The sequence below is a fragment of the Streptomyces sp. CA-106110 genome (assembly GCF_050936285.1).
Classification (GTDB): domain Bacteria; phylum Actinomycetota; class Actinomycetes; order Streptomycetales; family Streptomycetaceae; genus Streptomyces.
This window is the reverse complement of the sequence record NZ_JBNJNB010000001.1, coordinates 5,767,011-5,792,573: the sequence shown is the minus strand read 5'-3', so window position 1 is coordinate 5,792,573 and position 25,563 is coordinate 5,767,011. Positions and strand designations below refer to the sequence as shown.

Annotated in this window: 28 protein-coding genes, 1 tRNA gene and 1 pseudogene; 24 read left to right on the top strand and 6 right to left on the bottom strand. The window is 69.0% G+C overall.

All coding sequences use genetic code 11. The features are described 5' to 3' along the window. Positions 1 to 46 precede the first annotated feature (46 nt). The 7 genes and pseudogenes from ACQEXA_RS26675 to ACQEXA_RS26645 all read left to right on the top strand — a co-directional run bounded on the left by ACQEXA_RS26675 (position 47) and on the right by ACQEXA_RS26645 (position 6,212). A pseudogene (locus ACQEXA_RS26675) lies at positions 47 to 1,198 on the top strand (IS630 family transposase). Between the two features lie 79 nt (positions 1,199 to 1,277). Further along, positions 1,278 to 1,934 (top strand): hypothetical protein, encoded by a 657-nt coding sequence (locus ACQEXA_RS26670; protein WP_432930703.1) that lies wholly within the window; start codon positions 1,278 to 1,280, stop codon positions 1,932 to 1,934. Between the two features lie 134 nt (positions 1,935 to 2,068). Continuing rightward, positions 2,069 to 2,191 carry a hypothetical protein gene (locus ACQEXA_RS26665; protein WP_432930705.1) on the top strand — a complete coding sequence of 41 codons (123 nt, stop codon included), beginning with the start codon at positions 2,069 to 2,071 and terminating at the stop codon, positions 2,189 to 2,191. 222 nt (positions 2,192 to 2,413) lie between these two features. Beyond that, positions 2,414 to 2,686 (top strand): hypothetical protein, encoded by a 273-nt coding sequence (locus tag ACQEXA_RS26660; protein WP_433131260.1) that lies wholly within the window; start codon positions 2,414 to 2,416, stop codon positions 2,684 to 2,686. A 111-nt stretch (positions 2,687 to 2,797) separates the two neighbouring features. Continuing rightward, a complete protein-coding gene (locus tag ACQEXA_RS26655) occupies positions 2,798 to 3,727 on the top strand; it encodes an ADP-ribosylglycohydrolase family protein (protein ID WP_433131258.1) in 930 nt (309 codons plus the stop codon). 884 nt (positions 3,728 to 4,611) lie between these two features. Next, on the top strand, positions 4,612 to 5,298 hold the full coding sequence (locus ACQEXA_RS26650) for a GNAT family N-acetyltransferase (protein WP_433131256.1): 687 nt from the start codon (positions 4,612 to 4,614) through the stop codon (positions 5,296 to 5,298). Between the two features lie 440 nt (positions 5,299 to 5,738). Further along, a complete protein-coding gene (locus ACQEXA_RS26645; RefSeq protein ID WP_433131254.1) occupies positions 5,739 to 6,212 on the top strand; it encodes a DUF4240 domain-containing protein in 474 nt (157 codons plus the stop codon). A 355-nt stretch (positions 6,213 to 6,567) separates the two neighbouring features. Here ACQEXA_RS26645 and ACQEXA_RS26640 read toward each other — a convergent pair whose 3' ends face one another. The 3 genes from ACQEXA_RS26640 to ACQEXA_RS26630 all read right to left on the bottom strand — a co-directional run bounded on the left by ACQEXA_RS26640 (position 6,568) and on the right by ACQEXA_RS26630 (position 9,439). Then, entirely contained in the window at positions 6,568 to 7,260 is a 693-nt protein-coding gene (locus ACQEXA_RS26640; protein ID WP_433131252.1) for an LAETG motif-containing sortase-dependent surface protein, read from the bottom strand. Positions 7,261 to 8,066: 806 nt separating this feature from the next. Next, positions 8,067 to 8,675: a GNAT family N-acetyltransferase gene (locus ACQEXA_RS26635; protein ID WP_433131250.1), complete on the bottom strand. Its 609-nt coding sequence runs from the start codon at positions 8,673 to 8,675 to the stop codon at positions 8,067 to 8,069. Beyond that, positions 8,672 to 9,439, bottom strand: coding sequence for a GntR family transcriptional regulator (locus tag ACQEXA_RS26630; RefSeq protein ID WP_433131248.1), 768 nt, complete (start codon positions 9,437 to 9,439; stop codon positions 8,672 to 8,674). The genes ACQEXA_RS26635 and ACQEXA_RS26630 overlap by 4 nt, the downstream gene beginning before the upstream one ends. A 737-nt stretch (positions 9,440 to 10,176) precedes the next feature. Here ACQEXA_RS26630 and ACQEXA_RS26625 point away from each other — a divergent pair. The 16 genes from ACQEXA_RS26625 (at position 10,177) to ACQEXA_RS26550 (ending at position 22,858) form a co-directional block, all read left to right on the top strand. Then, positions 10,177 to 10,434: a DUF6284 family protein gene (locus tag ACQEXA_RS26625; protein WP_433131246.1), complete on the top strand. Its 258-nt coding sequence runs from the start codon at positions 10,177 to 10,179 to the stop codon at positions 10,432 to 10,434. Continuing rightward, positions 10,434 to 10,715: a DUF6303 family protein gene (locus tag ACQEXA_RS26620; RefSeq protein ID WP_433131244.1), complete on the top strand. Its 282-nt coding sequence runs from the start codon at positions 10,434 to 10,436 to the stop codon at positions 10,713 to 10,715. The genes ACQEXA_RS26625 and ACQEXA_RS26620 overlap by 1 nt, the downstream gene beginning before the upstream one ends. Then, positions 10,712 to 11,722, top strand: a complete 1,011-nt coding sequence (locus tag ACQEXA_RS26615) for a DUF2637 domain-containing protein (protein ID WP_433131242.1) — start codon at positions 10,712 to 10,714, stop codon at positions 11,720 to 11,722. The genes ACQEXA_RS26620 and ACQEXA_RS26615 overlap by 4 nt, the downstream gene beginning before the upstream one ends. Continuing rightward, positions 11,722 to 12,075 (top strand): RRQRL motif-containing zinc-binding protein, encoded by a 354-nt coding sequence (locus ACQEXA_RS26610; RefSeq protein WP_433131240.1) that lies wholly within the window; start codon positions 11,722 to 11,724, stop codon positions 12,073 to 12,075. Before ACQEXA_RS26615 ends, ACQEXA_RS26610 begins: the two co-directional genes overlap by 1 nt. Before the next feature lie 75 nt (positions 12,076 to 12,150). Next, positions 12,151 to 13,680: a hypothetical protein gene (locus ACQEXA_RS26605; protein ID WP_433131238.1), complete on the top strand. Its 1,530-nt coding sequence runs from the start codon at positions 12,151 to 12,153 to the stop codon at positions 13,678 to 13,680. A gap of 1 nt (position 13,681) precedes the next feature. After that, positions 13,682 to 15,799 (top strand): hypothetical protein, encoded by a 2,118-nt coding sequence (locus ACQEXA_RS26600; protein WP_433131236.1) that lies wholly within the window; start codon positions 13,682 to 13,684, stop codon positions 15,797 to 15,799. 198 nt (positions 15,800 to 15,997) lie between these two features. Then, positions 15,998 to 16,189, top strand: coding sequence for a hypothetical protein (locus ACQEXA_RS26595; protein WP_433131234.1), 192 nt, complete (start codon positions 15,998 to 16,000; stop codon positions 16,187 to 16,189). A 20-nt stretch (positions 16,190 to 16,209) separates the two neighbouring features. After that, positions 16,210 to 16,386, top strand: coding sequence for a hypothetical protein (locus ACQEXA_RS26590; protein WP_433131232.1), 177 nt, complete (start codon positions 16,210 to 16,212; stop codon positions 16,384 to 16,386). A 42-nt stretch (positions 16,387 to 16,428) separates the two neighbouring features. Further along, positions 16,429 to 16,716, top strand: coding sequence for a hypothetical protein (locus ACQEXA_RS26585; RefSeq protein WP_433131230.1), 288 nt, complete (start codon positions 16,429 to 16,431; stop codon positions 16,714 to 16,716). A 16-nt stretch (positions 16,717 to 16,732) separates the two neighbouring features. Next, positions 16,733 to 17,188, top strand: coding sequence for a single-stranded DNA-binding protein (gene ssb, locus ACQEXA_RS26580; RefSeq protein WP_433131228.1), 456 nt, complete (start codon positions 16,733 to 16,735; stop codon positions 17,186 to 17,188). 171 nt (positions 17,189 to 17,359) lie between these two features. Then, positions 17,360 to 18,166, top strand: a complete 807-nt coding sequence (locus ACQEXA_RS26575; protein ID WP_433131226.1) for a DUF7221 family queuine tRNA-ribosyltransferase-like protein — start codon at positions 17,360 to 17,362, stop codon at positions 18,164 to 18,166. Then, the gene (locus ACQEXA_RS26570; RefSeq protein ID WP_433131224.1) at positions 18,163 to 19,113 is read left to right on the top strand and encodes a bifunctional DNA primase/polymerase; all 951 of its coding nucleotides are present in this window, start codon (positions 18,163 to 18,165) and stop codon (positions 19,111 to 19,113) included. The genes ACQEXA_RS26575 and ACQEXA_RS26570 overlap by 4 nt, the downstream gene beginning before the upstream one ends. Next, positions 19,110 to 19,526: a hypothetical protein gene (locus ACQEXA_RS26565; protein ID WP_433131222.1), complete on the top strand. Its 417-nt coding sequence runs from the start codon at positions 19,110 to 19,112 to the stop codon at positions 19,524 to 19,526. Before ACQEXA_RS26570 ends, ACQEXA_RS26565 begins: the two co-directional genes overlap by 4 nt. Next, on the top strand, positions 19,523 to 20,776 hold the full coding sequence (locus ACQEXA_RS26560) for a DUF3631 domain-containing protein (protein WP_433131220.1): 1,254 nt from the start codon (positions 19,523 to 19,525) through the stop codon (positions 20,774 to 20,776). Before ACQEXA_RS26565 ends, ACQEXA_RS26560 begins: the two co-directional genes overlap by 4 nt. A gap of 179 nt (positions 20,777 to 20,955) precedes the next feature. Continuing rightward, positions 20,956 to 21,276, top strand: coding sequence for a helix-turn-helix domain-containing protein (locus tag ACQEXA_RS26555; RefSeq protein WP_433131218.1), 321 nt, complete (start codon positions 20,956 to 20,958; stop codon positions 21,274 to 21,276). A gap of 67 nt (positions 21,277 to 21,343) precedes the next feature. Further along, entirely contained in the window at positions 21,344 to 22,858 is a 1,515-nt protein-coding gene (locus ACQEXA_RS26550; protein ID WP_433131216.1) for a LacI family DNA-binding transcriptional regulator, read from the top strand. A gap of 118 nt (positions 22,859 to 22,976) precedes the next feature. On the opposite strand, the gene ACQEXA_RS26545 is transcribed toward ACQEXA_RS26550, so the two are convergent. The 3 genes from ACQEXA_RS26545 to ACQEXA_RS26535 form a co-directional block, all read right to left on the bottom strand. Continuing rightward, positions 22,977 to 23,050 (bottom strand) — tRNA-Pro (locus tag ACQEXA_RS26545). A gap of 33 nt (positions 23,051 to 23,083) precedes the next feature. Next, on the bottom strand, positions 23,084 to 23,869 hold the full coding sequence (locus ACQEXA_RS26540; protein ID WP_432930707.1) for a Pr6Pr family membrane protein: 786 nt from the start codon (positions 23,867 to 23,869) through the stop codon (positions 23,084 to 23,086). A 100-nt stretch (positions 23,870 to 23,969) separates the two neighbouring features. Beyond that, the gene (locus tag ACQEXA_RS26535) at positions 23,970 to 24,896 is read right to left on the bottom strand and encodes a metallophosphoesterase (protein WP_432930709.1); all 927 of its coding nucleotides are present in this window, start codon (positions 24,894 to 24,896) and stop codon (positions 23,970 to 23,972) included. 175 nt (positions 24,897 to 25,071) lie between these two features. Between ACQEXA_RS26535 and ACQEXA_RS26530 the strand changes: the two genes are divergently transcribed. Continuing rightward, positions 25,072 to 25,539 (top strand): GatB/YqeY domain-containing protein, encoded by a 468-nt coding sequence (locus ACQEXA_RS26530; RefSeq protein WP_433131214.1) that lies wholly within the window; start codon positions 25,072 to 25,074, stop codon positions 25,537 to 25,539. Positions 25,540 to 25,563: the final 24 nt, after the last annotated feature.

Here is a 25,563-nt window from a genome sequence, read left to right as displayed (position 1 = left end):
ACAGCCAATCACTCACACTGCGTGACAGGCACGAGCAACGACGGACATCGCACCCCCGCCTAACTTCGAAGACCCGTCAAAGCCTGTTCGAGCGCGTCGGCTCACCGATGAGGAAGGCCGGATCCTGCTAAGGATCGTGCGGCGGGGCTGGCACCAGACGGTCAAGGTCCGCCGGGCGATGATGGTCCTTGCGTCGGTCTCGGGGAACACCAACGAGGTCATCGCGCGGCTGGTGGCCGCGGATCCGGACACGGTCCGTGATGTTATCCACGCCTTCAACGACCGCGGGCTGGAGTGCCTGGACTGCGCTGGGCGGGCGGGGCACCGCGGCGGATCACCGAGCAGGACGAGGCGTACATCGTCCAGGTGGCCACCGCCCGGCCCAGGTCGCTGGGCCGGCCGTTCACCCACTGGAGCCTGCGCAAGCTGGCCGACTACCTCTCCCACCCACCCGCCGGGGCCAGCCGGGTGGTCATCGGCCGCACCAGGCTGGGCGAGACCCTGCGCCGGCACCAGATCTCCTTCCAGCGCACCCGCACCTGGAAGGAGACCACCGACCCGGACGCCGACGCCAAACTCGACTGCATCGAGGAGGTCACCCGCCGCTTTCCCGACCGGTGCTTTCGCCTTCGACCAGTTCGGGCCGCTGCCCATCCGCCCCTGCCCCGGCACCTGCTGGGCCAGACGCAAGCACCCTGACCGGCTGCGCGCGACCTACCACCGCCACCACGGCATCGGCTACTTCCACGGCTGCTACAGCCTGGGCGACGACACCCTGTGGGGCACCACCCGCCGGCGCAAGGGCGCCGACCACACGCTGACCGCGCTGAAGAGCATCCGAGCCGCCCGGCCGGACGGCGCCCCGATCTACGTGATCGCCGACAACTGGTCCGGGAACAAGACCCCCGCCATCCGGGCCTGGGCCACAGCCCACAAGGTGCACCTGTGCTTCACCCCGACCGACGCCTCCTGGGCCAACCCCATCGAGCCGCACTTTGGACCACTGCGCAGCTTCGTGATCGGCAACAACGACCCGCCCAACCACCCAGCACTCGCCCGGCAGATGCAGGACTACCTGCGCTGGCGCAACGACCATCGCCGCCACCCGACCGTCCTGCAAGCCCAGCGCCGCGAACGCGCCCGCATCCGCAGCGAGAAAGGCATCCGCTGGGGCCGCCCCCATCCGAAAGCCGCATGAACAACCAAACTGGCGCCCCATCACGGACAACGCACAAGCTGCAAGGGGCTGCCCGCTCCCATCGCGATACGGTGCTGCCATGTCACGATCAGTCGAAACCGGCTCAGTGTTGTCTCCCGTCACCGCGGACGACGTCGACCTTGCTGTGCGACTCGCCGTGGGCGTCCTTCGTGAGGCACCCGCGGCGGGGTGGGACGGCAAGGCCGGTTCGCTGGAGTGGGACTGCTGGGAGACCGTCGAGCACCTCGCCCACGACCTGTTCCACTACGCCGTCCAACTGGGGCCGCAGAGCCCGCCGCTGGACACCCATGTCCCCTTCGCCTTGAGACAGAAGAGGCCGGGCGGACCTGCGACCTTCGTTTTCGCGGACCATGATGCCGGTCCGGCCGGCCTGCTACAGGTGCTGGAGGCGAGCGGTGCCCTGCTGGTCGCTATGGTGCGAACGACGCCGCAGCGGGTCCGCGCCTACCACGTTTACGGGGTGTCGGACCCCGAGGGCTTCGCGGCAATGGGGGTGGTGGAGACGCTGGTGCACACGCACGATGTGGCGGAAGGCTTCGGGCTTGCCTGGACCCCGCCGCCCGCTCTCTGCTCGCGAGTGCTCACCCGTCTGTTCCCAGAAGCCCCGGCCAGCGCGGATCCCTGGCTCACCCTGTTGTGGGCCACCGGGCGCGCCGAACTGCCCGGGCACCCTCGTCTCACCACATGGCACTGGGACAGCACGCTGCGGTCATAGGCGCGGATCGACTTGAGCCGAGGTCAGTCTGAATACCGTGCCCGTACCGCGGTGAGAGCGCACCGAGCCAACCGTCCCGCCGGCAACCCGGCGAACCTATGCGGTCACAGCACTATGACCACATCACTCCTGGCATGCGGCGGAGGCTGATGACCGCGCTCACCGAGATGTGGGAGGAAGGGTTGGGCGCGCGCCGGGCCATGAGCCAAGGCCCGCCGGTGGCTGTCCTGGGCGCGCTGCTGAGGGCCCGCCAGTAGAGCGCGGCTCTGGAGACAGATTCCAAGATCTTCTCCAGGATTTCTCCAGAGGCGCCCTGGAAACCAGTCAGGGACCTGACCCGCGATGCGGATCAGGTCCCTGACCTGGTGTTTCACTGTCGGGGTGGCGGGATTTGAACCCACGACCTCTTCGTCCCGAATAAGGTCCGGGCAAGATCCAGACCTCTCCTCCGGGGCATTCACCCAGTTCAAGGCCTCGGCATGAGTTGGTCCACCGAGGTGTCTGGGAGGCACTGGGAGAAGATCTTCTCCCAGATTTCTCCCACACTCGGAACAGATGACTGCGGGCAGCCAGCACCTGGCGCAGGGCCGCATCGGCAGCGCCCGGATCCTCGGGCGGCGGCCCCGCAAGGCCAATGCGGCGCCACGTACGCGCAGCAGGCACAGGCCTCCGGTGACACCACCACCGCCCAGGCGTTCACCAGCATCAAGGGCGACGAGATGGGCCCCAAGGCCACCTACACCGCGGAGTGACTCCGGGGCGAACGTCGCCTGGCACATGAACTGCGGGCCGGGACGGTTTCCCAGGCGGATCACCGCCGCGATCGTGGCTCGTGCGCTGTGCGGTGTCGATAGCCTGACCCAGTGGAGGGCATTCAGCGGGCCGCCGGGGCGGTCATCGGCTCGGCGGTGGGCGACGCGCTGGGGGCCCCTTTCGAGTTCGGCCCCGCCGGGGCGTTCTCTGCACGGTTCCCTGCGCCTGGTGCCGGTGGTGAGATGTGCGGAGGCGGTGGCTGGGATCCGGGTGAGGCCACGGATGACACCCAGATGGCCGTCCTGGTCGCCGAGTCGTTGCTGGAGTGCGGCGGGCTGAACCTGCCAGACATGTTCGCCCGCTTTCAGCATTGGGCGGTGTCTGATCCCAAGGACATCGGGCTGCAGACCGAGGACGTCCTGACCAACGGCATGCCCTGGGATCTGGCCGCCGGGATTCACTTCCAGATCAACCAGCGTGCCGCGGGCAACGGCTCCTTGATGCGGGCCTCCACCTCCGCGGTCCACTTCGCCCGCGACGGCCAGCAAGCAACGATGGATGCTGCCCGCCGCATTGCCGCTCTAACCCACGGCGACGGGGCCGCCTGGGAAGGCACGGCCATTTTCCATGAGCTCGTCCGGGTCACCCTGTACGGCGCCGATCCCCTCGCCGCGCTCCCGGCCACCGTGGCCCTTGTGCACCCGGACCATCGCGATCGGTACGCCACTGTCCTTGCCCCGGACTGGCACCCTGATCAGGCCACGGAGTTCAACGGCGCCGTCTGGCCATGCCTGGGCTCGGCGATCTGGGCCTTGCGCACCACTGCCACGTTCGAGGACGCGATACGTGCCGCGATCGACCTCGGCGGAGACACCGACACAGTCGCCGCCGTCACCGGCGGCCTCGCCGGCGCGGCCTACGGGCTGGCCGGGATTCCGCACCGATGGACCGAAACGCTGCACGTCCCCCTCCCAGGTTCCGGCGGGCGGGTCCTCAGGCTCGGAGAGCTACTGGATCTCGCACACCGCCTCGCGACCTGAATATCCTCAGGGGGAACGTGAGTCACCCGAGCCCTGAGCTTGGGAATCACCGACCTCGTCGACGGCATGAGCCCGTGACCAGGGCGTACGTGCCTGTCGGCCTCCATGGTGCTATGCCCCCTCACTCCGTGGTTGTCCGTGGTTGACCGCCCCTTCTGGTGCGCATCTGGTGCGGGCTCCCCGCGACGGTCGCGCCAGCCGGCATGCCCGGACACGGCTCCGGAGGCCGCTTTGCTCTCGGGCAATGCAGCAGGTCCGAAGCTCACGCGCGATTGATCGGGCGGAGCGTGTCCACGCATGGTCCGCGGCTTCTTGACGATCGACCGGGCGCCGACACTCGTTTTGCAACCGTCGCTTGCCTTCGAGCCCCGGACCAACACGCTTTCCAACTGTGGTGGTGGGGGCGCGGGGCTCGTACAGGGTTGTTCACCTGCGTTCACGGCTGGCCGGTCCATGAGTCGATTGCCATGTGTGGTCCGGGCTGAACAGCCATGTACGGCGCTGAATGAGACGGAAACTGAGACGGCCCGACCTGTGACTGGGCTGCCGCAGGGGACGCGCAACCTTCTGATCCGTAGCTCTACAGAGATCGGTCAACCAGGGCCATAGAGGTTGCTATTCGGTCCCTGAGGGCGGTTGTCGTTCGTAGCCGGTTGCTGAGATTGCTGTATTTCTCTGCAGTACAGCGCGGGCGGCGGCGAGGCGGCTGGTTAGGGTGTGCGGGTGGGTGTCGCCCTGGACCTGCTCGAACTGGGCAAGTTCGGCTTCCAGTCGGATTGAGGTCTTCGGCGAGGTATGGCCGTGTTAATCCCGTGCGCGCGCTCCCTCGGGCCTGGCAGTATCGGGCCATGTCGAGGGATCCTTTGCTGGTCAGTGCTCAGGGCGTGTGGCAGGAGCTGGCATCGGTGCCAATCCCATTCGATGCGGCGGGCGAGGTCAGCGTCGTCCTCTCGCCTGGGTCGAGGATCGGCCCACATGGGTGGGTAGGCATCGTGCTCCTGGGAGGCGCCGCCATCGTGACGGCTCCGAGCGAGGAAACCGCCGGCCGCATTCGTAGGGTGTTTGCCGAGCTGCCCGATGACAAGCTGACAGATCCCGAGGAGATCGGGAAAGTGCTTCCGATCGGTGAGGTTCTTGGGCCCTTCGCGCTTGCGTATGTCACGAACGACGGCTTCCGAGCGGCAGCACCCCCGGCGGGACTGCGCGTGGAAGAAGTGCCCGGCTACTTCGATCTGGGCGATCTGGAACAGGTTGCCGGGCCGGAGGACGCCTTGGAGGCCGGCCTGGACGAGTTGTCCTCTCCTGCGTTTGTCGTCCGAGTGGACGGCCAGGTTGTCGCTGCGGCCGTCTATTACGAATGGCCGGACGGGGTGGCCAGCGTGTCTGTGCTGACTGCACCCGCTTGGCGTCGGAAGGGCCTTTCCCGTGCGACTGGATCTGCCGCGGTGAAGCACGCGCTCGCGCAAGGCATGCTCCCGCAGTGGCGGACTCGGAGCGCGGCGGCGAAGAAGGTCGCGCTCGGGCTCGGGTTCACCGAGCTCGGGACTCACCTCAGCGTCGAACTGCTCTGATCACCGGGACTGCCCAGCGAAGGGGGGCGCACGGCATCTCCTGGTGCTCCGTTGAAGGAGGAGCAGCCCATCACCCGAAGTCCCTAGTTTGGAAGACCACGTATGCGGGTGAGCGTTGACCTGGTAACTCCCTGACCTGGGCCGGAGCGCGCTCGGCGCCGCTGTTCCCCGTGAGTCCCCGCTGCGTCCCGCCGGACCGGGCACGCAACGGGCACGGGGCACAGCCGACCCTCTGCTTTTCAAGCGAGTTGATCGTGCGGAGTTCATCAGTTTCGGTCCCGATGACGACCAAGGTCGACAGTCCGCGACATACCGCTGCGTGCCGTGGCGTCCGTCCTCGTTGCCGTCAGCCCGGCGGTCTGGCTGTCGTAGTCGGGTGCCGTTGAGCGGCTTCGGATGGCCCAGAGACGGTCCAGCTGCCGGGTCGTACGCTCTTGGCCATGATGATGACCTGGGCCGACTTCTGGGCATTGATAGGCACTCTGGACGGCAAGACCGATGAAGCTGGTTGCCGCCGTCTTGCTGTAGAGCTCAGCAATCGCCCGGTTTCCGACATCCAAGGCTTCGCCGAGCGCCTAGCGGAGGCTTTGTACCGTCTGGATCAAGAGAAGTTCGGCACCCTGCCGGTCGCCGACCTGACGCTGCGGGACGGTGAGCCCTTCCCGCAATCTGCAGACAGCTTCCTGTACTCACGCTGCGCCGTGGTGGCCGCCGGCCGATCCGTCTGGGAGTCCGTGTTCTTCGACGTCGACCAGTTCGCCCCGTACACCGCCTCTACGCGTGACGGCAAGTCACTTCTCTATGTGCCTGATCAGGCCTACGAGATGGCAACCGGCAAGGAGCGGGACCGGTCCACTCGCTACTGCTTCGAGACCTTCTCGAACCGGGACGGCTGGCCACATCTACAAGCTTGAGGCGGAGTTTCAATGGCTGAGTCAAGCTGATCACGAGGCTTTGATGTCCACCCTCATCCTTATCAGGTCGATCACGTGGGGTTGCTGATGTCGCATACCGCGTGCAGTGTCTCGACCGGCATTCCGCTGAGGTTCAGCGTCAATCGCTCGTGTTCGCGCTTGTTGGTGTCAGCCGCAGATGTCAGAACAGCGAGGGGGGCTTGACAAGCTCGGTGGGCAGGGCACCCCTGATCACGCAAACTCCGCCTGCATGTTGGCGACTCTCCAGGACTGAATCAACCCGTCGGTCGCCGTCCTCAGGGGTACGGCGACCGTGCGCGAAATGCCGACCAGGTCGGTGTGGCGGCAGGGTCTTTTAGCGGGAGCCGTGTGCTGCTCGACGGCGCAGCGCGACGACAATGCCTCCGCCGGCCACGACCAGGGCTGCGGCGACGCCAGCGATCACGGTGGTACCGCTGCCCGCGCCGGTCTCGGCAAGGTTGCTGCTACCGCCTGCGGGGGACGGGGCGCTGCTCGCCCCAGGCGCGGCGGCCGCGCTGCTGCTCTGTGCCGGGCTCGGCAGGGCGGTTGGGGCGGCGGAGGATGTCGAGGAGGGATGCGCGGAGGGAGTGGCAGGCGTCGAGGAGGTGGAGCCGGAGGGCGCGCAGGTTTCATTCGCTACGACGGTCAGCGGCTGGACGTCAGCGTCGACCTGGTCGCCTGCCTTGACGTGAACCCGGAAGGTCTCCCCTGCGTACCAATCCAGGGGGGTGAGATCGACGGATACGCCCTGTGCGGTCGGGTGCTCGATCGTCTTGGTGGCGACGAGCCTTTCGCCCCCGGGCATACTCAGCTGCACGTACAGGCTGACAGTAGCCGGGGTCCCGGAGGCGTCCTTGTCGGTGACGCGGATGACGCCGTTGCCGCCTGCGTCGCATACGGCCACTGCCGAGAAGTCGCTGATGCTGCAAGCCAACGCCGTGTCAGCGATACCGATGGAGAGTGCGGCCGCGGCGCCGAAAGTGCCTATGACTCGTGCCGCTTTGGCGGTGCGATGAGAAAGGAACACTTTTGTCCTTTGAAGTCGATGAGGATGCGATGGAAATCCGCTGGGTCGGCAGGCGAGCCCGGGGGTCCGAAACTCCCAACATTTACAATCCTATTGACCCTCCTGTCAAAGATGCGTCACTACTGATCATGATGCGATGAATAGCTGGTCATGACCGAGCCTGGGATCGGTCAACTGATGGTCATGGGTGGACCTGATCCCGACCGCACTCGGCGTGGCCGTGGTGCGCCAGCGCCCACGGGTTCATATCTGTGGCGGCATCATTCTCCTCAACCCACCACCCACCCCAGCTCCCATCCCGTCCGCCGTCGACCCACACACCGTGGAGCAGGCGTGGTTCAAGGGCGTCAAGGTGGAGCGCGCCACTGTACGAACGACCTTGACGCCCCTGGGCCGCGTCTGCTCGGCTCTGCCTGGGTCGACGGTGGACGGGATGGGAGCTCCCCACGCACGCCCTCTACGTGCCCGCAGTCGGGAACGGCGCCCCCTCCATCCCGGTGCCGGCCGATCCCCCGCCGGAGGCATTGTCTTGACTGTGGCCCGCTCTATGCGGTGATCGACTCATGGCCACCGGCCCTATCCACACATGGGCGCGCGGAGGCGCAGCCGGGGCGGAGCGGGCCGGAGGCAGGAGCGGCGCCCCGAGCGGAGCAGGTAGCGCGCCCGGCGGAGCGGAGCGCAGCCGGGGCTTGATGGAAGTAGGGAAAGTTCTACCGCTCGTGCGGCGTTGGTTTTCAAGGGGGTCGCGCCGAGCAGGTCCGCAGCGCTCTGACCTGCCGAATGGGACTAGCAGCCATTGAGCTGTGCTATCTGGCCCACACATGACCCACGGCCACCCAAATGACTCTGACCTCAAGCCAGGAGTTCCGGGGGGGGGCCGTTTCGTCAGTGAACCCATGATTTGCGGGGTGTGTAGCTCGCTGCGCGAGCCAACCGGAGACGCGGGGGCCACCGTTGACCGCACCTCCTTCGGTGACTGTTCTGACATGCTCGAATCCCTGGCCTAGGTAGTAGCGCTGAAGCCCTTCGTTCGTCGTCCACGCGTCCAGGCGTAGCCACTTGGCCGACGCTCGATAGGCGCGGTCCCCTGCCCAATTGAGTAGTCGGGCCCCAAGGTTCCGCCCGGCATGGCTGCGGGCCACGGTGAGCTTGTTGACGAACAGGGATGATTCGCTCAGCTCCTTCGCTGTCCACAGACCGTCTTCGGCTTCCGGTGTGAGCGTGATGGTGCCGGCAGTCGTGTGCCCGTCGCGGAGCATGAACACGGTGCCCGCTTCGATCGTGGCCAGCAACTTCTCAGCCGGATACGGGCGGCTCCACTGGTCAGAGCCAAGTCCACGCAGCCAAGCTGCGGCTTCCTCACGGAAGGCCAGCAGCTTGGCCAGGTCATGGGGTTCTGCGGGCGCGATAATCACGTGTTCTCGCTTCGGGCGGCAAGGTCGCCGATCTCGTAGTTCATGCGGTTGAGGTCGCCCCGGAAGGTCGTGATGGTGCAGCGGATGGGTTTCCGCTCGGAATAGCCCGTGCGCGTCCACAGCATCACCGGAACGCCGGCGCCGATTTCGAGCAACCGCGCCTCCTCGGGCGTGGGCATACGCGCAGCGATCTCGTCGAAATACCCGACTTGCTCAGTCCCCAGCCTGGTGAGGTACCGCGTGGTCCCCTCCTCAATGTCTCCGGGCTCAGCCAGGCGCGGCGCCTCCTCGACAAGCCATCCGGGGTAGTAGGTCGCCTGTGTGGACCACGGCGTGTCGTCCACGTACCGGTGGCAGAAGCGCAGCACGGTCGTTGAGCCCGGCTCGACCTTGAGGCGTTCGGCGATCTCCTTCGGCGCGGGCGTCATCTCCACGCGGAAGGTCTGATGCGGTCGACGGCCGGCGTTCGTCACGTCCGTGTTGTAGGCGTCGCCGTTCTGCGGGAAGGTCAGGTTCTCGAACTTCGAGGCGTTCAGCGTGAAGACCTCATGTGATCGGACCTCGTAGCCGAGTCCCTGACTAGACGTCACGAGACCTTCGCTGACCAGCAGCTTTAGCCCGTTCCGCACGGTGTTCCGCGACGCCGTGAATCGCTTGGAGAGCTCACTCTCCGACGGAAGGCGTGACCCCGGCGGGTAGGTGCCATCGCCGATCCCCCGGCGAAGGGCGTCGGCCAGTTGCCTGTACCTCGGTTGCTCGCTCATGGCCCCATCATGATGCACTCGGTCAACTCATTGGTACATGTTGCCCCCAATCCCTTGACGACTCACCGTCGGCCAGTGCAGCATCACAGTCAGCAGCTTGTACCTACAAGCTGCGCAGGGGGTCCAACTAGTCCAGGGATCTCCGCCTGCGCAGACAACGCCCGAAGGAAAGCCCGCAGGGGTGAGTACGGAGGAAGCGTCCGTTGCTTGTGAACTGAACAGTGATCGTGCGGGGCTGACGCGAGTCGGCGGTCGCGGTAGGTGCCTAGGGCGAGGGTCCGGGGGCAAACCGCCGTGATGAACGTCGTCTCTCCCCTACGCGCTTGGCAGGCGCCACCCGGCCTTTCCGGGTGTGGGGAAGTACAGCGGGGCCCCAATGCACGTGGCGGCAAGAGTGAGACCGCCCCCGCAGCGACCGGGTGATGTCGTCGGCGGCACGCCAACCTGCACCAAATCCGTGCAGGCCGCCCTGCTGGCGTCAGAGCAGTGACGATGACGCGCCCGATTCCCGGCTCGGGACCGGTCCGCCTGGCAACGGCGAACCGGTGAAGACGGGTCCCTACATCCCCACAATCGCCCCGGCATCCAGCCGTGAAGGGCGCGGGATCAAATCCCGCCCGGGGCACTCCGGCCGCGCGTGGCGTGCGGCTGAGCACCCCAGAGCGGCGCGCACCCCCGGAGATTAGGCCCTCCGGGGGTGCTGTTCGGGCCGTTCCAGAGCTGAGGAGTTACGACCCATGGAGTACATCGGTGCTGTTCAGATGGTTGTTACCGCCATCGAGTACGACCGCGAGCCGACGGCTGCGGAGCTGGACGCCATCGAGCGGGAGCTCCCGCTCATCTCCGCCGAGGTGGAGTTGCTGGACGTGCAGATCGCGCTACTGGACCGCACACCGTCGCCGTTGGACGCCCGGCGCCTGCGCCGAGCGCAGAACAGGGTCCTGGCTGAGTGGGCAGCGCTGGCCAACCGCGTCCCCTCGGGGGAGGCGGCCTAATGCCGGAAGAGTTCACGGCGCAGATGTCGATGCGTCGGGGGTGGTGGCGTCTGTACGTGGTGCTGCTGAACACCTCCGAGCGGTGGCCGGAGTACGGCTTCGGCGCCACGGTGCCAACGTTCACGCAACGCACGGAAGCGCTCAGCGTGCTCGGTTTCGAGCCGGTACCGGGCGCTGAGTGGACGTGGACGGAGGACAGCGAGACCCCCGACGTTCCCACCTCCCCGGTCGTTCTCATCGCCGCCGTCCGGGTGTGTTCACGGGCGGGGGTGGGCGCGTGAACGCCGATCAGATCCGTTCAGCGGAGCGGGCGCTGTCGGCCGGCACATGGCTGATCGTCGCAGGCGCGATGCTCTATTCGATCCTCACCGTCACCCCGCTTGCAGCCGCTCACACCCCTGACCGGTGGCGCTGGACCGCCCCGATTCTGCCCCTGGTGGTGGATGCCGCGGTGGTCATCGTGGTCCGCCTGGATGCGGTGCTGGCCCGGCTCGGGGGTAACGGCGGCAAGTGGCCCATCGCGCTGCGGTGGATGACCGGCTGCATGACCCTCGCGCTCAACGTCGCCGACTCCGCCCTGAAAAACGACCTGGTGGGCGTGGCTGTGCACGCGGTCGCGCCGCTGCTGCTGATCGTCACCGCGGAAACCGGGCTTGCCTACCGGCGCGCCATCGCCAAGGCAGTGAACGCGCTGGAGGAAAGGCAACAGGCAGAGCGGGAAGCGCGCGAGCGTGCCGCGGCGCAGCGGCGTGAGGATGCCGCGCGTCGGGCGCGGGAGGAGCGCGAGCACACGGCCGCTTTGGCCCGTGAACAGCGTGAGCACGAAGCCCGCATGGCGCGTGAACAAGCCGAGCGGGAAGAGCGCGCGCGGCGGGAGGAACGCGAGCGCGAGCAGGCCCGCGAGCGCGTGGATCGGGAGGAGCGTGAACGCGCCGAGCGTGAGCGTGAACAACTCCAGCGCGAGCATGAACGCCGTGAACGGGAAGCCGCCGAGCGTGCCGAGCAGGAGCGGCGAGAGCGCCTTGAGCGGGAGCGCCGCGACCGACAGCAGCGGGAGGAGCAGGCCGCGCGTGAACGCGCCGCGCTCCTGTCGGCCGGCCCCGCCACGGAGAAGCTGACCGAGGACCGGGCCCGCGCCGTCGCCCACGCCGCCTACGTCGAGGGCCTGCCAGTGCGGGCCGCGGCAGAGCTGTGCGGCTGGTCGGTGGGCTGGGTTTCTGCCCGCTACAGCGACCTGCGTGAGTCGGCGGTCGGCGTATCCGCTGACCTCGCCATTTCGGGCCGCTGATGGCTGCCAAGTCTGACGGGACTCTGCCTGTGTACCGGTGGCGGCTGGCCCCGGAAGGGCTGGCCACGGTCCGCCAACTCCGAGCGATGGACCTGCGGCCCGGTGGACAGGACGTGGCCGCCCAGATCGAGCGTCCGCGGCGGCGCCGCGGTCCGCTGGTCGCCTACCTCTACCGCATCGACGCAGCCAAGCCCGTACGGCCGATGACGCCCGCGAAATGGGCGGCGCTGGCCAAGGCGAACGCCACCCGGCGCAGGTGCCCGCAGTGCGGTCGGGATGCCGGATACGTCATCCCGCCCTCGCTCGGCATGTGCGCCCCTTGCGCCTACCCGGAAGAACAGCGCGTCGCATAAGCCCTGTTGGCAGGCCCGGCCGACCACCTTCCACAGTCCCGGCCGGGCCCTACTCCGTGAAGGAGTGCTCACAGCATGACGGAACTCAGCACTGAGCCGGTAGCCGTCGAGGATGCCCCGACCACATCGCCCCCGCCTCCCGAGCCGCAGACCACCGCAGCCCTGGCCGGGAAGGAGGTGGAGCACACGCCCGGCGGCTGGCCGGTCGTCCCGCTCGCCCTGACGGGGGCGAACACGACCGTGGGCGCGGTCGCCGCCGCTTCCCTGGCCGGGGGCCCGATCGCTGCGATCGTGGCTGCAACCGGTGCGGTCGTGCTCGGAACGTTTGCCGCCAAGCGCTCCCGCAAGCCCAGCACCCGTCGCGAGGCCCGCCGGGCCGCGGCCCGCGCCGCTGGTCGTACAGCTGCCCGCAGCGCGGGCCTGCGCCGCGGCGGCACGGGAGCAGGCGGCAGCCGAAACGCTGGTGCCCGGTCCGGTCGCGTGCCGGGCCAGCACCGCCGCGGCAGCACCGGAGCCGGTAGCAAGCCCCGCAGCACGGCTGGTCACGGCGCGTCCACACACCCGACCGGCAGGGCGGGTAAGGCTGCTGGCCGGGTGGGGCAGATACGGGCCCTGCGAGCGTCGCAGCAGGCCGCGGCCGGGTCCCGCGCCGACAAGCGGGCACAGACCACCGCAGCCCGCCGCGCGGTCGCCGACGCCCGCCGCAACGCCAAAACCGCCGTCGGCAAAGCCCAGTTGGGCAAGCGCGAAAACGGCGGGGGTCGCCTGCTGGGCGGTGCCGCCCGCAAGGCCCGCGCAGTGCGGGACGCGGCCATCGCCAAGCACCGCGCCAAGCGCGACACCAAGACGGCCGACACGGTCGCCGCGCAGCGGGCCGCGGTCCGCAAGGCACCCGCCCGCAAGGCGGCCCGGCAGGCGCTGCGCAGGTCCGCGGCCTGCTTCCACGGCCGCCGCCTGCTCGCCGCCCTGCTCGCCCTCCCGATCGGCCTGCTCGGCTGCCTGACCACCCCGCTCGGACGCAAGCTCGGCATTCCGTGGCTGATGCACCCCGGGCGCCGCCTGTACCGGCGTCTGGTCCTGGCGGCTGCCGAGCAGCGCGCCGAGCGGGATGAAGCCGCCCGCAGCACGCTGCGCGAGCAGGAGGCCGCCGCGGATGCGGAGGCTGCCAAGGACGGCACGGAAGGCATCGCGGACGACGTTCAGCGGCCCGCGGTCAAGGTCCCCGCCCACACCACACCCGAGGTGAGTGAAGGAGAGCACGTGTCCGGATTCCGATTCGAAGAGGCCGCCTCCGAGATGGAGCAGGCCGCCACCCAGTACGACCCCGAGAACGCCATGGAGATCCTCGCCATGGTCGAGGGACTCCCGGCCGCGCTGACCAGCGTGGCAAACGTGATGAAGATCCTCGCCGAGCGCTCCGACGGCGAGTTCCCGCTGGAGAAGGAAGTCGCGGACGGCTTCAACGACATCTTCGGCGCCCTGATGAGCGCCGTCGCCGTCGCCGAGGACATGGGCCCGCTGTTCCGCCAGGCGCACGAGCAGGACATCGCCCGGCACGAGGACCCCCGCAACGGCCACGACGCTGAGAAGGGCTGGAACGTCTGAGATGAGCAGCACCGCCACCGCCAACAAGAGCAGTGGCCCGGTGCTGGACTGGGCTGCCGGGCACGGACCCGTGACCGGTGCCCTGTCCGCCACCACCGGAGCCTTCGCCGTCGCCGCCACCGGCGCCGCCACCGCCATGCCCCCTGGCTGGGCCCTCGCCGTCGGCGCCGCCGGCGCCCTTGGCCACACCGTCGTCGGCCTGCGCGTACGCAACGCCGGCCGCACCCTCGCCACCCGCGCCGCCTCCTGGCTCATCGGCGCCGGATGGACCACCTGGGCCATGACCCACGGCCCCCTCACCTGGGCCGCCCTCGGATCCCTCGCCACCATCGGCGTTGGCATCGGCGCCGCCGCCCGCTCCACCGCCCTGTACGAAGAGGCTCGAGAAGAGGAGGCCGTCGCAGCCGAGCAGCGGCAGATCGCCGCGGAGCTGTCCGCGGAGCGCCGGGCCATCGCCGCGGAATGGGTGGACCGCATCCAGCGGGTGTGTTCCATCACCGTGCGCGTCCTGGGCGTGGAGAAGTGGGAAACCGGCGCCGGGTTCTCCATCGACGCGGAGCTGCCCCCGGGCGGCGCCACCTGGAACAAGATCGCTGCCGAGTCGGCCCGCCTGTCCGCCGATGCGCGGCTGCCGCACGGCTGCACCGCCACCGCCTCCCCGGGCATCCACCAGGGGAGGGTCATCATCGACGTGACCACCGTCAACGTCCTGGAAGAGGAGCGCACCTACCCGGCCGACTACGGGCCGCTCTCCCTACACACCGGCATCCCGTGGGGCTACCGAACCAACGCGGAAAGCATCCTCGCCTACCTGCGCGAGCAGTGCGCGCTGATCGTCGGCCCGACCGGATCGGGCAAGACCAACATGGTCCACACGATCCTCGCCGGGTTCGCCCGCGCCGAAGACGTGCTCACGTGGGTGATCGACCTCAACGCCGGATCCGCCGGCCTGCCCTGGGTGCTGCCGGCCCTCAACGGGGAGATCACGGCAGAGGATGGCAAGCCCGTGCGTCCCGGTGTGGACTGGCTCGCCGGAACGTATGACGAGGCCCTGCTCATGCTGGAGACCGCGGTGCGGGTGGCCAAGCAGCGCAAGATGGGCTACCAAGACGTGCTGGCCAAGGCCAACGCCGACCTGCTGCCCATCGGCCGGACGATCCCGCAGATCATGCTGGTGATCGATGAGGGGGCGGAGATCCTGGCCAGCCCCGACCGCAGCATGCGCAAACTCGCGGAGAAGATCCTCGAAGTGATCCGGATCGCCCGCGCCATGGGCATCCGCACCGTCCTCACCGCCCTGGGCGCCACCGGCAGCGTGCTCAGCAACCTCATGATCCGCCGCGAAGCCAAGGTCCGCGTCGCGCTGACCGGGGGTGAGACGGAGGGGATGGACCTGGGCAAGATGTTCCCCGGCACCCGCGGCCTGCGCGTCGACCAAGCCCCCTACAAGGGTGCGGGATTCATGGGGACCCCGGAGTCTCCGGCCGCGCTGTTCAAGGCGTGGCGGATCCTCCCGAACCAGATCCGGGAGATCATCGCCGCCACCTCCGACCGCCACCCCCGGCTGGACAACGTGTCCGCCAAGGCGGCCGGGCCCGCCTACGCCCGCCGCTGGGACGCCGACCGCATCGCGTGGATGCGCGACCACACCCCCGGCGACGACAACACCGACGCCGCACCGTCCGGGGCGGGGTCGGGGCTGAAGCTGTCCGCGCTGACCAGACGGGAGACGGAGCAAGTCTCGCCGGAAGACGAGATGCTGCGCCGCTTCCGGGCGGAGATCGACGCCCAGTTCGGCACCGCGCCCGACCCGCACACCCCGATCGCGGATGTTCCGCCGCCGGCTTCGGGTGGGCTGAACCTATCGGCGCTGCGGGGCGAGCAGGATAGCCCCGCGCAACAGGAGGCACTGGCGCTGCTGCTGACCGCCGGGCGGGAGGGCACCGGGGCATCCGCGATCGCCCGCGCGCTCGCCGACGCCCACGGCACGACCCGTCAGACGGTCGTCGGCTGGCTCAAGGCATGGGTGAAGGACGGCACCGCCGTCCGTGTTGGGGAGGGCACCAAGGCCCGCTACGTCCACCGTCAGCACGCCTCCGAACCGCCTTCCGAGTGCTGATCGCTTGTCGCTTGTCGCCTCGCCAAAACACATGCCCCCTGACGGGTCCTTGGAGGCCCGGAAACGGCTTGTGACCTGCAAGGCGACAAGCGACAAGACAAGACAAGCGACAAGCCAGACGACAAGTAACGCGACAAGCCACAGCGCGGGCAGTACCCCACGGGTGCTGCCCGCCGCACGTTCCCCGGGAGGCCGCTCGTGATCGTGACCCTGTCCGCCGTCGCACTCTTCGGGGTGCTGGCCTTTGTCCTGCTACGGGGCCGCTACGTCGGCCCGTTCAGCGCTCTCGTGCTGTTCCTGTTCGGCTTCTTCACCGCCAGCACCGGCGCCGCCGGTCCCGTCCGCGCCATATGCCTCGCGCTCGCCGACGCCGCCCGCCACCTCACCTGACTCCTGGCAGGAGCCCCACCATGCCCGACCACGACCAGCCCACCCCCGCGTGGCAGCCACGCATGACCGACGCCGACGCCACCGCCGAAGCCCGCCGGATCATCGCCGACGCCTACCGGCCCGTCCCGCAGATGCCGACCTCCTACCGCGACACCACCCCGCTGCCCGCCTACGGCACGACCCCGCCCGTGCCGTAGGCGGACCGCCGGATCGTCCCCGCCTGGGCCGCGGGCACCGCCGTGGCCGGCATCGGCGTCGGCGCTACCTGCGTCGGCCTCGGGTGCGGGATCTGGCTCGCCTGCCAGGGCTTCGCCGCCGTGACCCTCACCAGCGTCCTGTTCCTCACGCTGCCGATCGCGGCCGTAGCCGCCGTCGCCGCCACCATCGGATCCGCCGCGCGCTCCCTCAAAGCCACCCGCACCGAAACCCACCACCACTACGCCGGCCCCGTCCGGCAGGAGACCAACACGATCACCGCACCCGCCTACGGGCTGATCGCCCGCAACCGCAACGAACTGAACCGCTGAACTGGAGAGGAACCACATGTCGTTCGGAGAGACCCCGATCACCCTCGTCGGCAACCTGACCGACGACCCCGAACTGAAGTTCACCGAGGGCGGCGCCGCGCTCGCGAAGTTCACCATCGCCGTCACCCCGCGCAGCTTCGACCGCGCCTCGAACCAGTGGAAGGACGGCACCACCGCCTTCTACCGCTGCGCCGCCTGGCGCACCCTCGCAGAACACATCGCGGAGAGCTTCCAGAAGGGTTCCCGCGTCGTCGCGGTCGGCCGGATGCGCCAGCACGACTGGACGACCGAGCAGGGCGAGAAGCGTTCCATGCTCGCCGTCGAGGTCGACGACATCGGCGCCTCGGTGCGCTTCACCACCGTCCAGATCAACGCCAAGCGCGCCACACCGTCCGGCCCGGCCGGTGACGACCCGTGGGCCGTGGCCAACAGCGGCGCCGGGGCCACGACGGACGCCGAACCCCCGTTCTAGCTACGCCAAGGGCGGCCCCCGCATCTCGCCAAAGAACTGGGGCCGCCCTTGTCCACCTGTCCCTCATCAGACCTGTGGAGGTCTTCCAGCATGACCCACGCCATCCCCATCCGGCGAGCCTTACTGCCAGCCAGCCCCGCCCCCGAGTCGGGATCTCCCGCCGCGGGTGGGATGCGGTTCTACCTGACCACCCACAAGCGGCACTGGATCAAGCGCACCGATGTGCCGCTGTTCCTGAAGTCCGAGCACTTCGCCGCGGCGGCCACCCTCTACCCCGCCAAGGGCCCGTACGCGGTCGACTCCGGCGGGTTCTCGGAGCTCCAGCGTCACGGCTACTGGACCCGCACTCCCCGCCAGTACGTCGAGGACCTGCGCCGCATCTGGGAATGCGTCGGACCCTACGACTGGGCCGCACAGCAGGACTGGATGTGCGAAGACCTCATCATCCACGGCGGCAAGGTCGGGAAGAACGTGTTCGTCGGCACGCACCTGAGCGTCGCCGAGCACCAGCGCCGGACCGTGGCCAACTTCCTCGAACTGCGCTCCCTCGCCCGGGACCTGCGCATCGCCCCCGTCATTCAGGGGCGCACGGTCCCGGACTATGAGCGGTGCGTAGATCTGTACGAGAAGGCCGGTGTCGACCTGCGGGCAGAGCCCGTCGTCGGGCTGGGGTCGGTGTGCCGCCTGCAGTCCACCCGCGAAGGGGCCGCGATCGTCACCGCGATGGCCGCGCACGGCTTCAAGCTGCACGGCTTCGGCTTCAAGATTCTCGGCCTGGAACGCGTCGGCCACCTGCTCGCCTCCGCGGACTCCGCCGCCTGGAGCGCGCACGCCCGCCGCCGCCCCTCGCTGCCCGGCCACACCACGCACAAGAACTGCGCCAACTGCCTGGAGTACGCCCTGCGCTGGCGCACCCGCGTCATCAACGCCATCCCCACCCAGCACCAAATGCTGCTCACCAACAGGAGCGCAGCATGAGCCTTCTCGACGCCATCGAGGCCTCTACCGTCGACCTCGGCAACCTGCATCTGCTGGCCGCCGCGCTGTGCGCTGCGGAGCGTGGCTGGCCCGTCATCCCTCTGCAGCCCGGCACCAAGCGTCCGGCCGGACACCCGGAACGCTCCTGCCCCGGCACGGGCCGCTGCACCGGCGGGCACCGCACCCCCGAGCAGCGCGCCACCACCGACCCGGAACTGATCCAAGCCGCGTGGAAGCGCACCCCGTACAACGTCGGGATCGCCACCGGCCCGGCCGGGTTGCTGGTGATCGATCTGGACCTGTGCAAGCCGGGAGATGAAGAAGGAGCGCCTGACGGCGCCGCTTCTTTGCAGGCGCTCTGCGAGCGCGCCGGCGAGCAGATCCCGCCCACCTACCAGGTGCGGACTCCCAGCAGGGGCCGCCACCTGTACTTCACCGCCCCACCAGGCGGGAGGCTGTCCAGCAGCGTCAACCGGCTCGGCCCGCACATCGACACCCGCGCCTGGGGCGGCTACGTCGTCGCCCCCGGCAGCACCATCCCAGAGGGCGCCTACGAGGTACTGGAAGACGCCTCCGTCGCGGCGCTGCCGCACTGGCTGACTCCCCTGTTGGCCGAGCCGTGCCGGCCCGCTATGACGCCCGCGCCGCTGCTCATCCCTGGCCAGACCACCCGGCGGGCTGCCGTGGCGTTGGAGCGCGAGACGGCCAGCGTCAGGGGCACCCCAGAGGGCGGAGGCCCGGAGGGCGGCCGGAACAAGCAACTCTTGGTGAGCGCCCGCGCTCTGGGGCGCTTCGTGGCCTGGGGCGAGATCCCCCGCGACGTGTTGGAGGAGGCTTTTCAGGGGGCGGGAGAGGCGGCCGGACTGCCCGCAGCCGAGTGCCGGGCCACGATCCGCAGTGCCCTGGACTGGTCCATCCGCACCTGCCGGCCCAGGGACGCCGCATGAGCCCCCGCCCTGAAAAGCCCACCCGACCCGACTCCCCGCGCTCGCGCCCGGCCAGCGGTGGCACCGCGGGAGGCCGTGGCACGAAGAGCGACGGCCGACAGGCCGTCCTTTCGGCCTTTCGTTCTGACCCGCACCCGGCCGACCACGCGCACCACCGCACCGGCGACCCGACACCGGACCGGACCGGCATCCGTATCTACGCCCCGCCGGTCTACCGCTCCCATGGGGACGGCGCTCGCTGGTCCAAGCGCTACGCCGACACCCCCACCGCCGCCTACGCCTGCCCCTGCGGGCAGACCGGTTCCGCCCGCGGACAGCAAGCGGTGGCCGACCTGGTCACCGAGTACGAGGCCCACAAGCACTTCTGCACGGGAGTTCCCGCCCCGCACTCCGAAAGGAGGAACGCCGCATGACCGAGACCACCACGCCTGCGCCCATCGACGGCGCCGCCCTGCTCGATGAAGTCGAAGCGTTCCACCGCCGCTTCAACATCTTCCCCACCGAAGCCGCCTACGTCGCCGTCACCCTGTGGGACGCGCACGCGCACCTGATCGACGCGTTCGACGGCACCGCCCGCCTGGCTTTCCTGAGCCCCGAGCCGGGGTCGGGCAAATCCCGCGCCCTGGAGATCGTGGAGACCCTCACCCCGCGCGCGGCCACCACCGTCAACGCCTCCGCCAACGCACTCTTCCGGCTCGTGGAGGCCGAAGGCGGAACGCCGACGCTCCTCTTCGATGAGATCGACACCGTCTTCGGCCCCAAAGCCGGAGGCAACGAAGAGGTCCGCGGGTTCCTGAACTCCGGTTATCGGCGTGGTGCCAAGTCCCTGCGCTGCGTCGGGGACGGCTCGAACCAGAGCACCGAGTGGTTCTCCTCGTTCTGCGCGGTCGCCATGGCCGGGCTCGGCTCGCTGCCGGACACGATCCTGACCCGCTCGGTCATCATCCGGATGCGTAAGAAGGCCCCCAACGAGAAGGCCGAGCCCTATCGTCGGCGCGTCCACGAAAGGCAGGGCCACGCCCTGCGTGACCGGCTCGCTGACTGGGCTGCCACTGTGCACGACGAGGTCGCTCAAGCGTGGCCGGAGATGCCCGACGGTGTCTCCGACCGGCCCGCCGACGTGTGGGAGCCGCTCCTCGCGGTCGCCGACGCGGCCGGCGGCTTCTGGCCCGAGCGCGCCCGTGCCGCCTGCGTCGAACTCATCAAGGCCGCCCAGGAAGGCGACGAAGCCTCCCTCGGGGTCCGCTTGTTGACCGACCTGCGCGACCGCGTGTTCTGCGGCGCTGACCGCATGCCCACCGCCGCCATCCTCGAAGTCCTCCATGGGCTCGATGACGCGCCCTGGGCCGACCTGAACGACGACGGCAAGCCGCTCACGGCTCGCGGCCTGTCCAAGCTCCTGAGCCAGTACGTCCGCCCCGACAACACCCCCATCCGGCCCCGCGGAATCCGCGTCGGCAGCGGCACCCCGAAGGGCTACTACGCAGAGGATCTGACCGACGCCTGGGCCCGCTACTGCCCCCCGCCCCCCGAAAAGTCCGCAACAGCCGCAACAGCCGCAACACCGCAGGTCAACGGGGATGAATCCGTGGCGGAAGCCCCTGCCGAGAGCCGCCACATGTTCGCGGAAACCGACACACGCCCACTGCGCATCGCAGGCTGACCACCCCCACCCCGACAGTGCCACCGCGCCCCGGTGCGGCGGCAGCTATCCGCAACACAACCGGCATCCGCAACAGATCCAAGCCGCTGACCTGCAATGTTGCGGCGTGGCGGATGTTGCGGATTCCCCAGAGGGGAGCGCGGTCGACGCAGGCCGTGCCCCACACAGGAAGAGGAGTCATGACCTCCGGCCAGAAGAATCAGAGCCTGCCCTTGACGTACTCGCCTGCTGAAGTCGCCGATGCGTTGGACTGCTCGGAGTGGTGGGTGAAGGAACAGGCGCGTCGTCGCCGTATCCCGTTCCTACGGAGCGGCAGTGGCTACCGCTTCACCCGGACGCACATCGAGGAGATCTTCCACATCCTTGAGGAGCGTCCGGACCAGGTGAATACGTCCGAGAGTAAGAGCACTCCAGCCCGTCGCCGAACGGTCGTCTCCTTCGACGCCCCTGCGGTGCAGCTAAGGGCGCGACGTCCACGACGCGCCCAGAACGCCGCCTGACAACGAGACCTCGACGGGTGGGAGCCGAACCACCGACTCCCACCCGTCGTTTGTGATGAGAGGGAGCATGGGGTTCGCCGAGAACCGCGACACGTACTGGCGTGGCCGCTACAAGATCTCGCCGGGCAAGTACGGCACCGTGGCCGATGAGAAAGGCAACGTCATTCGCTTCCGCACGAAGCGCGAAGCCAAGCAAGCTGCCGACGCAGAAGAGGTCAAGGTGCGGCGCGGCACATGGAAGGACCCGGCGGCCGGACAGACCACCTTCGGTGAGTACGCCTCGAAGTGGTACGCGGCGCAAGATCTAGCCGCGTCGACCATGCAGAACTACCGGCGTCACCTGGAAGAACACCTACTGCCGGAGTTCGAGGACCGGTCACTGGCGTCCATCCAACGCGCGGACGTCGACGCCTGGGAGAAGAAAGAAAAGGCGCTCTACGCCGCATCCAGCGTGAAGACCTGGCGCGGCACGCTCCACCTGCTCCTGGAAGACGCGGTGGACGACGAACTCATCAGCTCCAACCCTGCCACGAAGCGCCGTGGTAGGGGGAAACGCGCTGGACGCTCACGTGATCGCGGGCCGGAAAAGGTCGTCGCGGATCCGCTCGGCATCCTGCTGTGCGCCGAGCGTGCCTCGCTCCTCTCCGGGCGCGATGACGAGTTCGTAGCCCTTGTAACCAAGGGCTACACGGGCATGCGGTGGGCCGAAATCGTGGGCCTTGAGACGGAGTTCATCCGCCCCTCAGCCGTGCGTGTGGAATGGCAGCTCTACGAACTCGACTCCGGAGAGTTCGAGCGCTGCCCGCCCAAGGACGACAGCTACCGCACCATCGACGCCCCCGCGTGGCTCGCTCGCTTGTGGACTAGGCACATAGCGCGTACGCAGCCGAAGCCCTGCATCTGCCACGGCAAGACGTACGTATTCCGAGGACAGGGCGTGTCCCGCACAGGGGAGACCGGCGCGAAGGTGGTGGACGTGGCGAGACGCGCAGGCGTCTCCACCGGCACCGTGTCCAACGTCCTGAACCGGCCGGACGCGGTAGCCGAAGCCACCAGGGCGCGCGTGCAGGAGGCCATCGAGGCTCTCGGGTTCACCCGCGGTGGGGGCGCTGTCGACCAAGCGGAGCACTGGCGCCGGAACGGGTTCGCCACGTGGCTCTTCACGCCGGCAGTCTCCGGCTGGTACCCGAAGAAGGCGCCGCAGGAGGCGCGGCCCGTACCCGTGCTCGCCCACCCCTGGCCCGGTGTGCCGGCGCGGGGGAGAGGGGCCCAAGCGCGGGCGGATTCCTGCTGGGTGCCGATCGCGAGGGGGCTCACGCCTCATGGGCTGCGGCACACGCACAAGACGCGCATGGAGGGGTTCCGGACCCCGCCGAAGCTGATGGATGAGCGCATGGGGCACATTGACGGATCGGTGCAGGCGCGCTACTCGCACATCACCCGAGAGATGCGCGCGGAGCTCTTGGCTCACCTCTCTGACGAGTGGGAAGCGTCCCTCGATGCTCGGATGGCTATGTGTCCCACGTCACCGGTTGTCGTGCTCGACGACCTCTTGCAGGAGCGTCTGAGAGCACGTCGGTAGGCCCCGTCTGGGCGCCGAATTCCAAGATCTTCTCCCAGATTTCTCCCAGGAGGCTCGGAAACCACTCAGGGGCCTGATCCGCTCTCGCGGATCAGGCCCCTGACCTGGTACTTCACTGTCGGGGTGGCGGGATTTGAACCCACGACCTCTTCGTCCCGAACGAAGCGCGCTGCCAAGCTGCGCTACACCCCGATGTCGCTGCTTGTCGCTGCGACGACGTTTACTTTAGCCCACCGGGGGCTGGAGACGAAATCCGGTTTTCGAGCTGCAGCGGGTCGGGTCCGGGCGGACGTGGTCGAGGGCGACCAGGAGCACGGCCAGGGCGAAGCACGCCAGGCCGATCAGGAGCGCGTTGGCGAGCACGCTCCGGTAGCCGAGCCGGTCCACGTCCAGGAACGCGTAGAGGTAGCGGCCCTCTGTTCCCGGCAGGAGCAGCCCGCCGCGCGTCAGGGAGAAGACCAGGTACGCCATGGGGTAGAGCAGCCATTTCCGCGCGTGCCGCAGGGTCAGCGCGGACGGGCGCGTCAGCAGGAGCCAGTCCAGCAGTGCCGCGACCGGCGTCAGCGTGTGCATCACCTGGTTGGCGAGCCACGACCAGCCGGGGTGTGGGCTGGTCTGGCCCGTCATGGAGAAGCGGCCGGGTTCGTTCACGATCAGCACGTGGTAGACCAGGCCGGCGATCAAGGCGTACAACAGCGTGCCGCCGGTCACCAGCGGGGGCAGCGGGCGGTGAGCCGTCCACGCTCGCCAGGCCGACACCGCGAAGACGAGCGCGACGAGTATGTTCGCCTGGATCGTGAAGTAGCTCAGCACCTGGACCGGGCTGCCCAGGAGGAGGTCGACGGCCACCGCCGCCCCGGCCGCTGCCGCGAGCAGCATGCGGTAGGAGGCCGCCATCGGGCGGAACACGGGAGCCACCACGGCGGCTACGGGCACGACGGACGGCCGCAGCCCTCGCCTGCCCGGCACCGCCGGGAGGTCCGGGATCTCCTTGGGTATCGGCGAGGTCATGTCCTCACGCTAAGCGGGGAGGGCAAAACGGGCGATACGGGCAGTCCGGGCAGGTGACATCCCCGGTCGGCGCCCGGCCCTGCCGCGCCTCCTTCGGCCGCTACTGCTTGGCGATCAGCGTCAGCAGCGACGCCTCCGGCGGGCACGCGAACCGTACGGGCGTATAGCGGCTCGTCCCGCAGCCCGCCGACACGTGCAGGTAGGACGACTGACCCTCCGCCGCGTGCCGGGACAGGCCCTTCACCCGGTCGGTGTCCAGGTCGCAGTTGGTGACCAGGGCGCCGTAGAAGGGGATGCACAACTGGCCGCCGTGGGTGTGGCCCGCCAGGATCAGCGGGTAGCCGTCGGCCGTGAACGCGTCGAGGCTGCGCAGATACGGCGCGTGGACCACGCCCATGGAGAAGTCCGCCGACGAGGACGGGCCCCCCGCGACACGCGCGTACCGGTCGCGCTTGATGTGCGGGTCGTCCAGGCCTGTCAGCTCGATGTCCAGGTCGTCGATCTTGAGCATGCCCCGGGTGTTCGTCAGGTTCACCCAGCCCGCCGCGTCGAAGCCGTCGCGCAGGTCCTCCCAGGGGTTGTGGATCACGCCGACCACGGGCGCATTGCCGTTCAGGCCGTGCTGGCCCCTCGCCTTCTCCACCAAGTAGCGTCCGGGGTTGCGCAGTGTGGGGCCGTAGTAGTCGTTCGAACCGAAGACGTACGCCCCCGGGAACTCCATCAGCGGGCCCAGTGCGTCCAGCACCTCCGGAACGCCCTCAGGGTCGGAGAGGTTGTCTCCGGTGTTGATCACGAAGTCCGGGGCCAGGCCCGCCAGCGAACGCAGCCAGCGCTGCTTCTTGCGCTGCCCGCTCACCATGTGGATGTCGGAGATCTGGAGTACGCGCAAGGGACGGGCCCCCGGTGGCAGCACCGGGACCGTCACCCGGCGCAGCCGGAAGGAACGGGCCTCGAACCCGGCCGAGTACAGCAGTCCGGCGGCGGCAACCGCCGTGATTCCCAGGGGTACTCCGTATCGCGCGCGCATAGGACCATCGTGTCAGAACACGAGGGCACCTCGACTCACCTGTGGACAACCGTGCATCGCCCGCGCAGGCGCGTGTGCAGAACGGGAGCCGATGCGGGTCCGGACGTGCGGACAACGGCCGCGCCTGTGGAAATCGACGGGCAGCCGCCATGTCGCACCTGCCACAATCGGAGCCATGACCACGCTCAAGTCGAAGCTGCACGAAGACCTCAACGCCGCGATCAAGAAGCGCGACGAGCTCCGCTCCTCGACGCTCCGGCTGACACTCGCCGCCATCACCAAGGAGGAGGTCGCGGGCAAGGAGAAGCGCGAGCTCTCCGACGACGAGGTCACCAAGGTGATCACCCGCGAGGCGAAGAAGCGCCGCGAGGCCGCCGATGCCTTCGCGCAGGGTGGGCGCCCCGAGCAGGCCGAGCGGGAGAAGGCGGAGGGAGAGGTGCTCGCCGAGTACCTGCCCAAGCCGATGTCCGACGACGAGCTGCGGCAGATCGTCGCCCAGGCCGTGGAAGAGGCGAAGGCGGCCGGTGCAGAGGGCCCGCGCGCCATGGGCCAGGTCATGAAGATCGTGAACCCGAAGGTGGCGGGCCAGGCGGAGGGTGGCCGGGTCGCCGCCGTGGTCAAGGAGCTCCTCGCGGGCGGCTGACCGACCCGGCCTCGCGCCGGCGCC

What these genes read in the sequence shown, in the direction of transcription:
- ACQEXA_RS26665 (WP_432930705.1), top strand. Translation starts at nt 2,069, where the DNA reads ATGCGGCGGAGGCTGATGACCGCGCTCACCGAGATGTGGGAGGAAGGG.
- ACQEXA_RS26625 (WP_433131246.1), top strand. Translation starts at nt 10,177, where the DNA reads ATGGAGTACATCGGTGCTGTTCAGATGGTTGTTACCGCCATCGAGTAC.
- ACQEXA_RS26570 (WP_433131224.1), top strand. Translation starts at nt 18,163, where the DNA reads ATGAGCCTTCTCGACGCCATCGAGGCCTCTACCGTCGACCTCGGCAAC.
- ACQEXA_RS26530 (WP_433131214.1), top strand. Translation starts at nt 25,072, where the DNA reads ATGACCACGCTCAAGTCGAAGCTGCACGAAGACCTCAACGCCGCGATC.
- ACQEXA_RS26645 (WP_433131254.1), top strand. Translation starts at nt 5,739, where the DNA reads ATGATGATGACCTGGGCCGACTTCTGGGCATTGATAGGCACTCTGGAC.
- ACQEXA_RS26540 (WP_432930707.1), bottom strand. Translation starts at nt 23,869, where the DNA reads ATGACCTCGCCGATACCCAAGGAGATCCCGGACCTCCCGGCGGTGCCG.
- ACQEXA_RS26605 (WP_433131238.1), top strand. Translation starts at nt 12,151, where the DNA reads ATGACGGAACTCAGCACTGAGCCGGTAGCCGTCGAGGATGCCCCGACC.
- ACQEXA_RS26565 (WP_433131222.1), top strand. Translation starts at nt 19,110, where the DNA reads ATGAGCCCCCGCCCTGAAAAGCCCACCCGACCCGACTCCCCGCGCTCG.
- ssb (WP_433131228.1), top strand. Translation starts at nt 16,733, where the DNA reads ATGTCGTTCGGAGAGACCCCGATCACCCTCGTCGGCAACCTGACCGAC.
- ACQEXA_RS26620 (WP_433131244.1), top strand. Translation starts at nt 10,434, where the DNA reads ATGCCGGAAGAGTTCACGGCGCAGATGTCGATGCGTCGGGGGTGGTGG.
- ACQEXA_RS26560 (WP_433131220.1), top strand. Translation starts at nt 19,523, where the DNA reads ATGACCGAGACCACCACGCCTGCGCCCATCGACGGCGCCGCCCTGCTC.
- ACQEXA_RS26575 (WP_433131226.1), top strand. Translation starts at nt 17,360, where the DNA reads ATGCGGTTCTACCTGACCACCCACAAGCGGCACTGGATCAAGCGCACC.
- ACQEXA_RS26630 (WP_433131248.1), bottom strand. Translation starts at nt 9,439, where the DNA reads ATGAGCGAGCAACCGAGGTACAGGCAACTGGCCGACGCCCTTCGCCGG.
- ACQEXA_RS26610 (WP_433131240.1), top strand. Translation starts at nt 11,722, where the DNA reads ATGGCTGCCAAGTCTGACGGGACTCTGCCTGTGTACCGGTGGCGGCTG.
- ACQEXA_RS26670 (WP_432930703.1), top strand. Translation starts at nt 1,278, where the DNA reads ATGTCACGATCAGTCGAAACCGGCTCAGTGTTGTCTCCCGTCACCGCG.
- ACQEXA_RS26550 (WP_433131216.1), top strand. Translation starts at nt 21,344, where the DNA reads ATGGGGTTCGCCGAGAACCGCGACACGTACTGGCGTGGCCGCTACAAG.
- ACQEXA_RS26555 (WP_433131218.1), top strand. Translation starts at nt 20,956, where the DNA reads ATGACCTCCGGCCAGAAGAATCAGAGCCTGCCCTTGACGTACTCGCCT.
- ACQEXA_RS26535 (WP_432930709.1), bottom strand. Translation starts at nt 24,896, where the DNA reads ATGCGCGCGCGATACGGAGTACCCCTGGGAATCACGGCGGTTGCCGCC.
- ACQEXA_RS26660 (WP_433131260.1), top strand. Translation starts at nt 2,414, where the DNA reads ATGAGTTGGTCCACCGAGGTGTCTGGGAGGCACTGGGAGAAGATCTTC.
- ACQEXA_RS26590 (WP_433131232.1), top strand. Translation starts at nt 16,210, where the DNA reads ATGCCCGACCACGACCAGCCCACCCCCGCGTGGCAGCCACGCATGACC.
- ACQEXA_RS26600 (WP_433131236.1), top strand. Translation starts at nt 13,682, where the DNA reads ATGAGCAGCACCGCCACCGCCAACAAGAGCAGTGGCCCGGTGCTGGAC.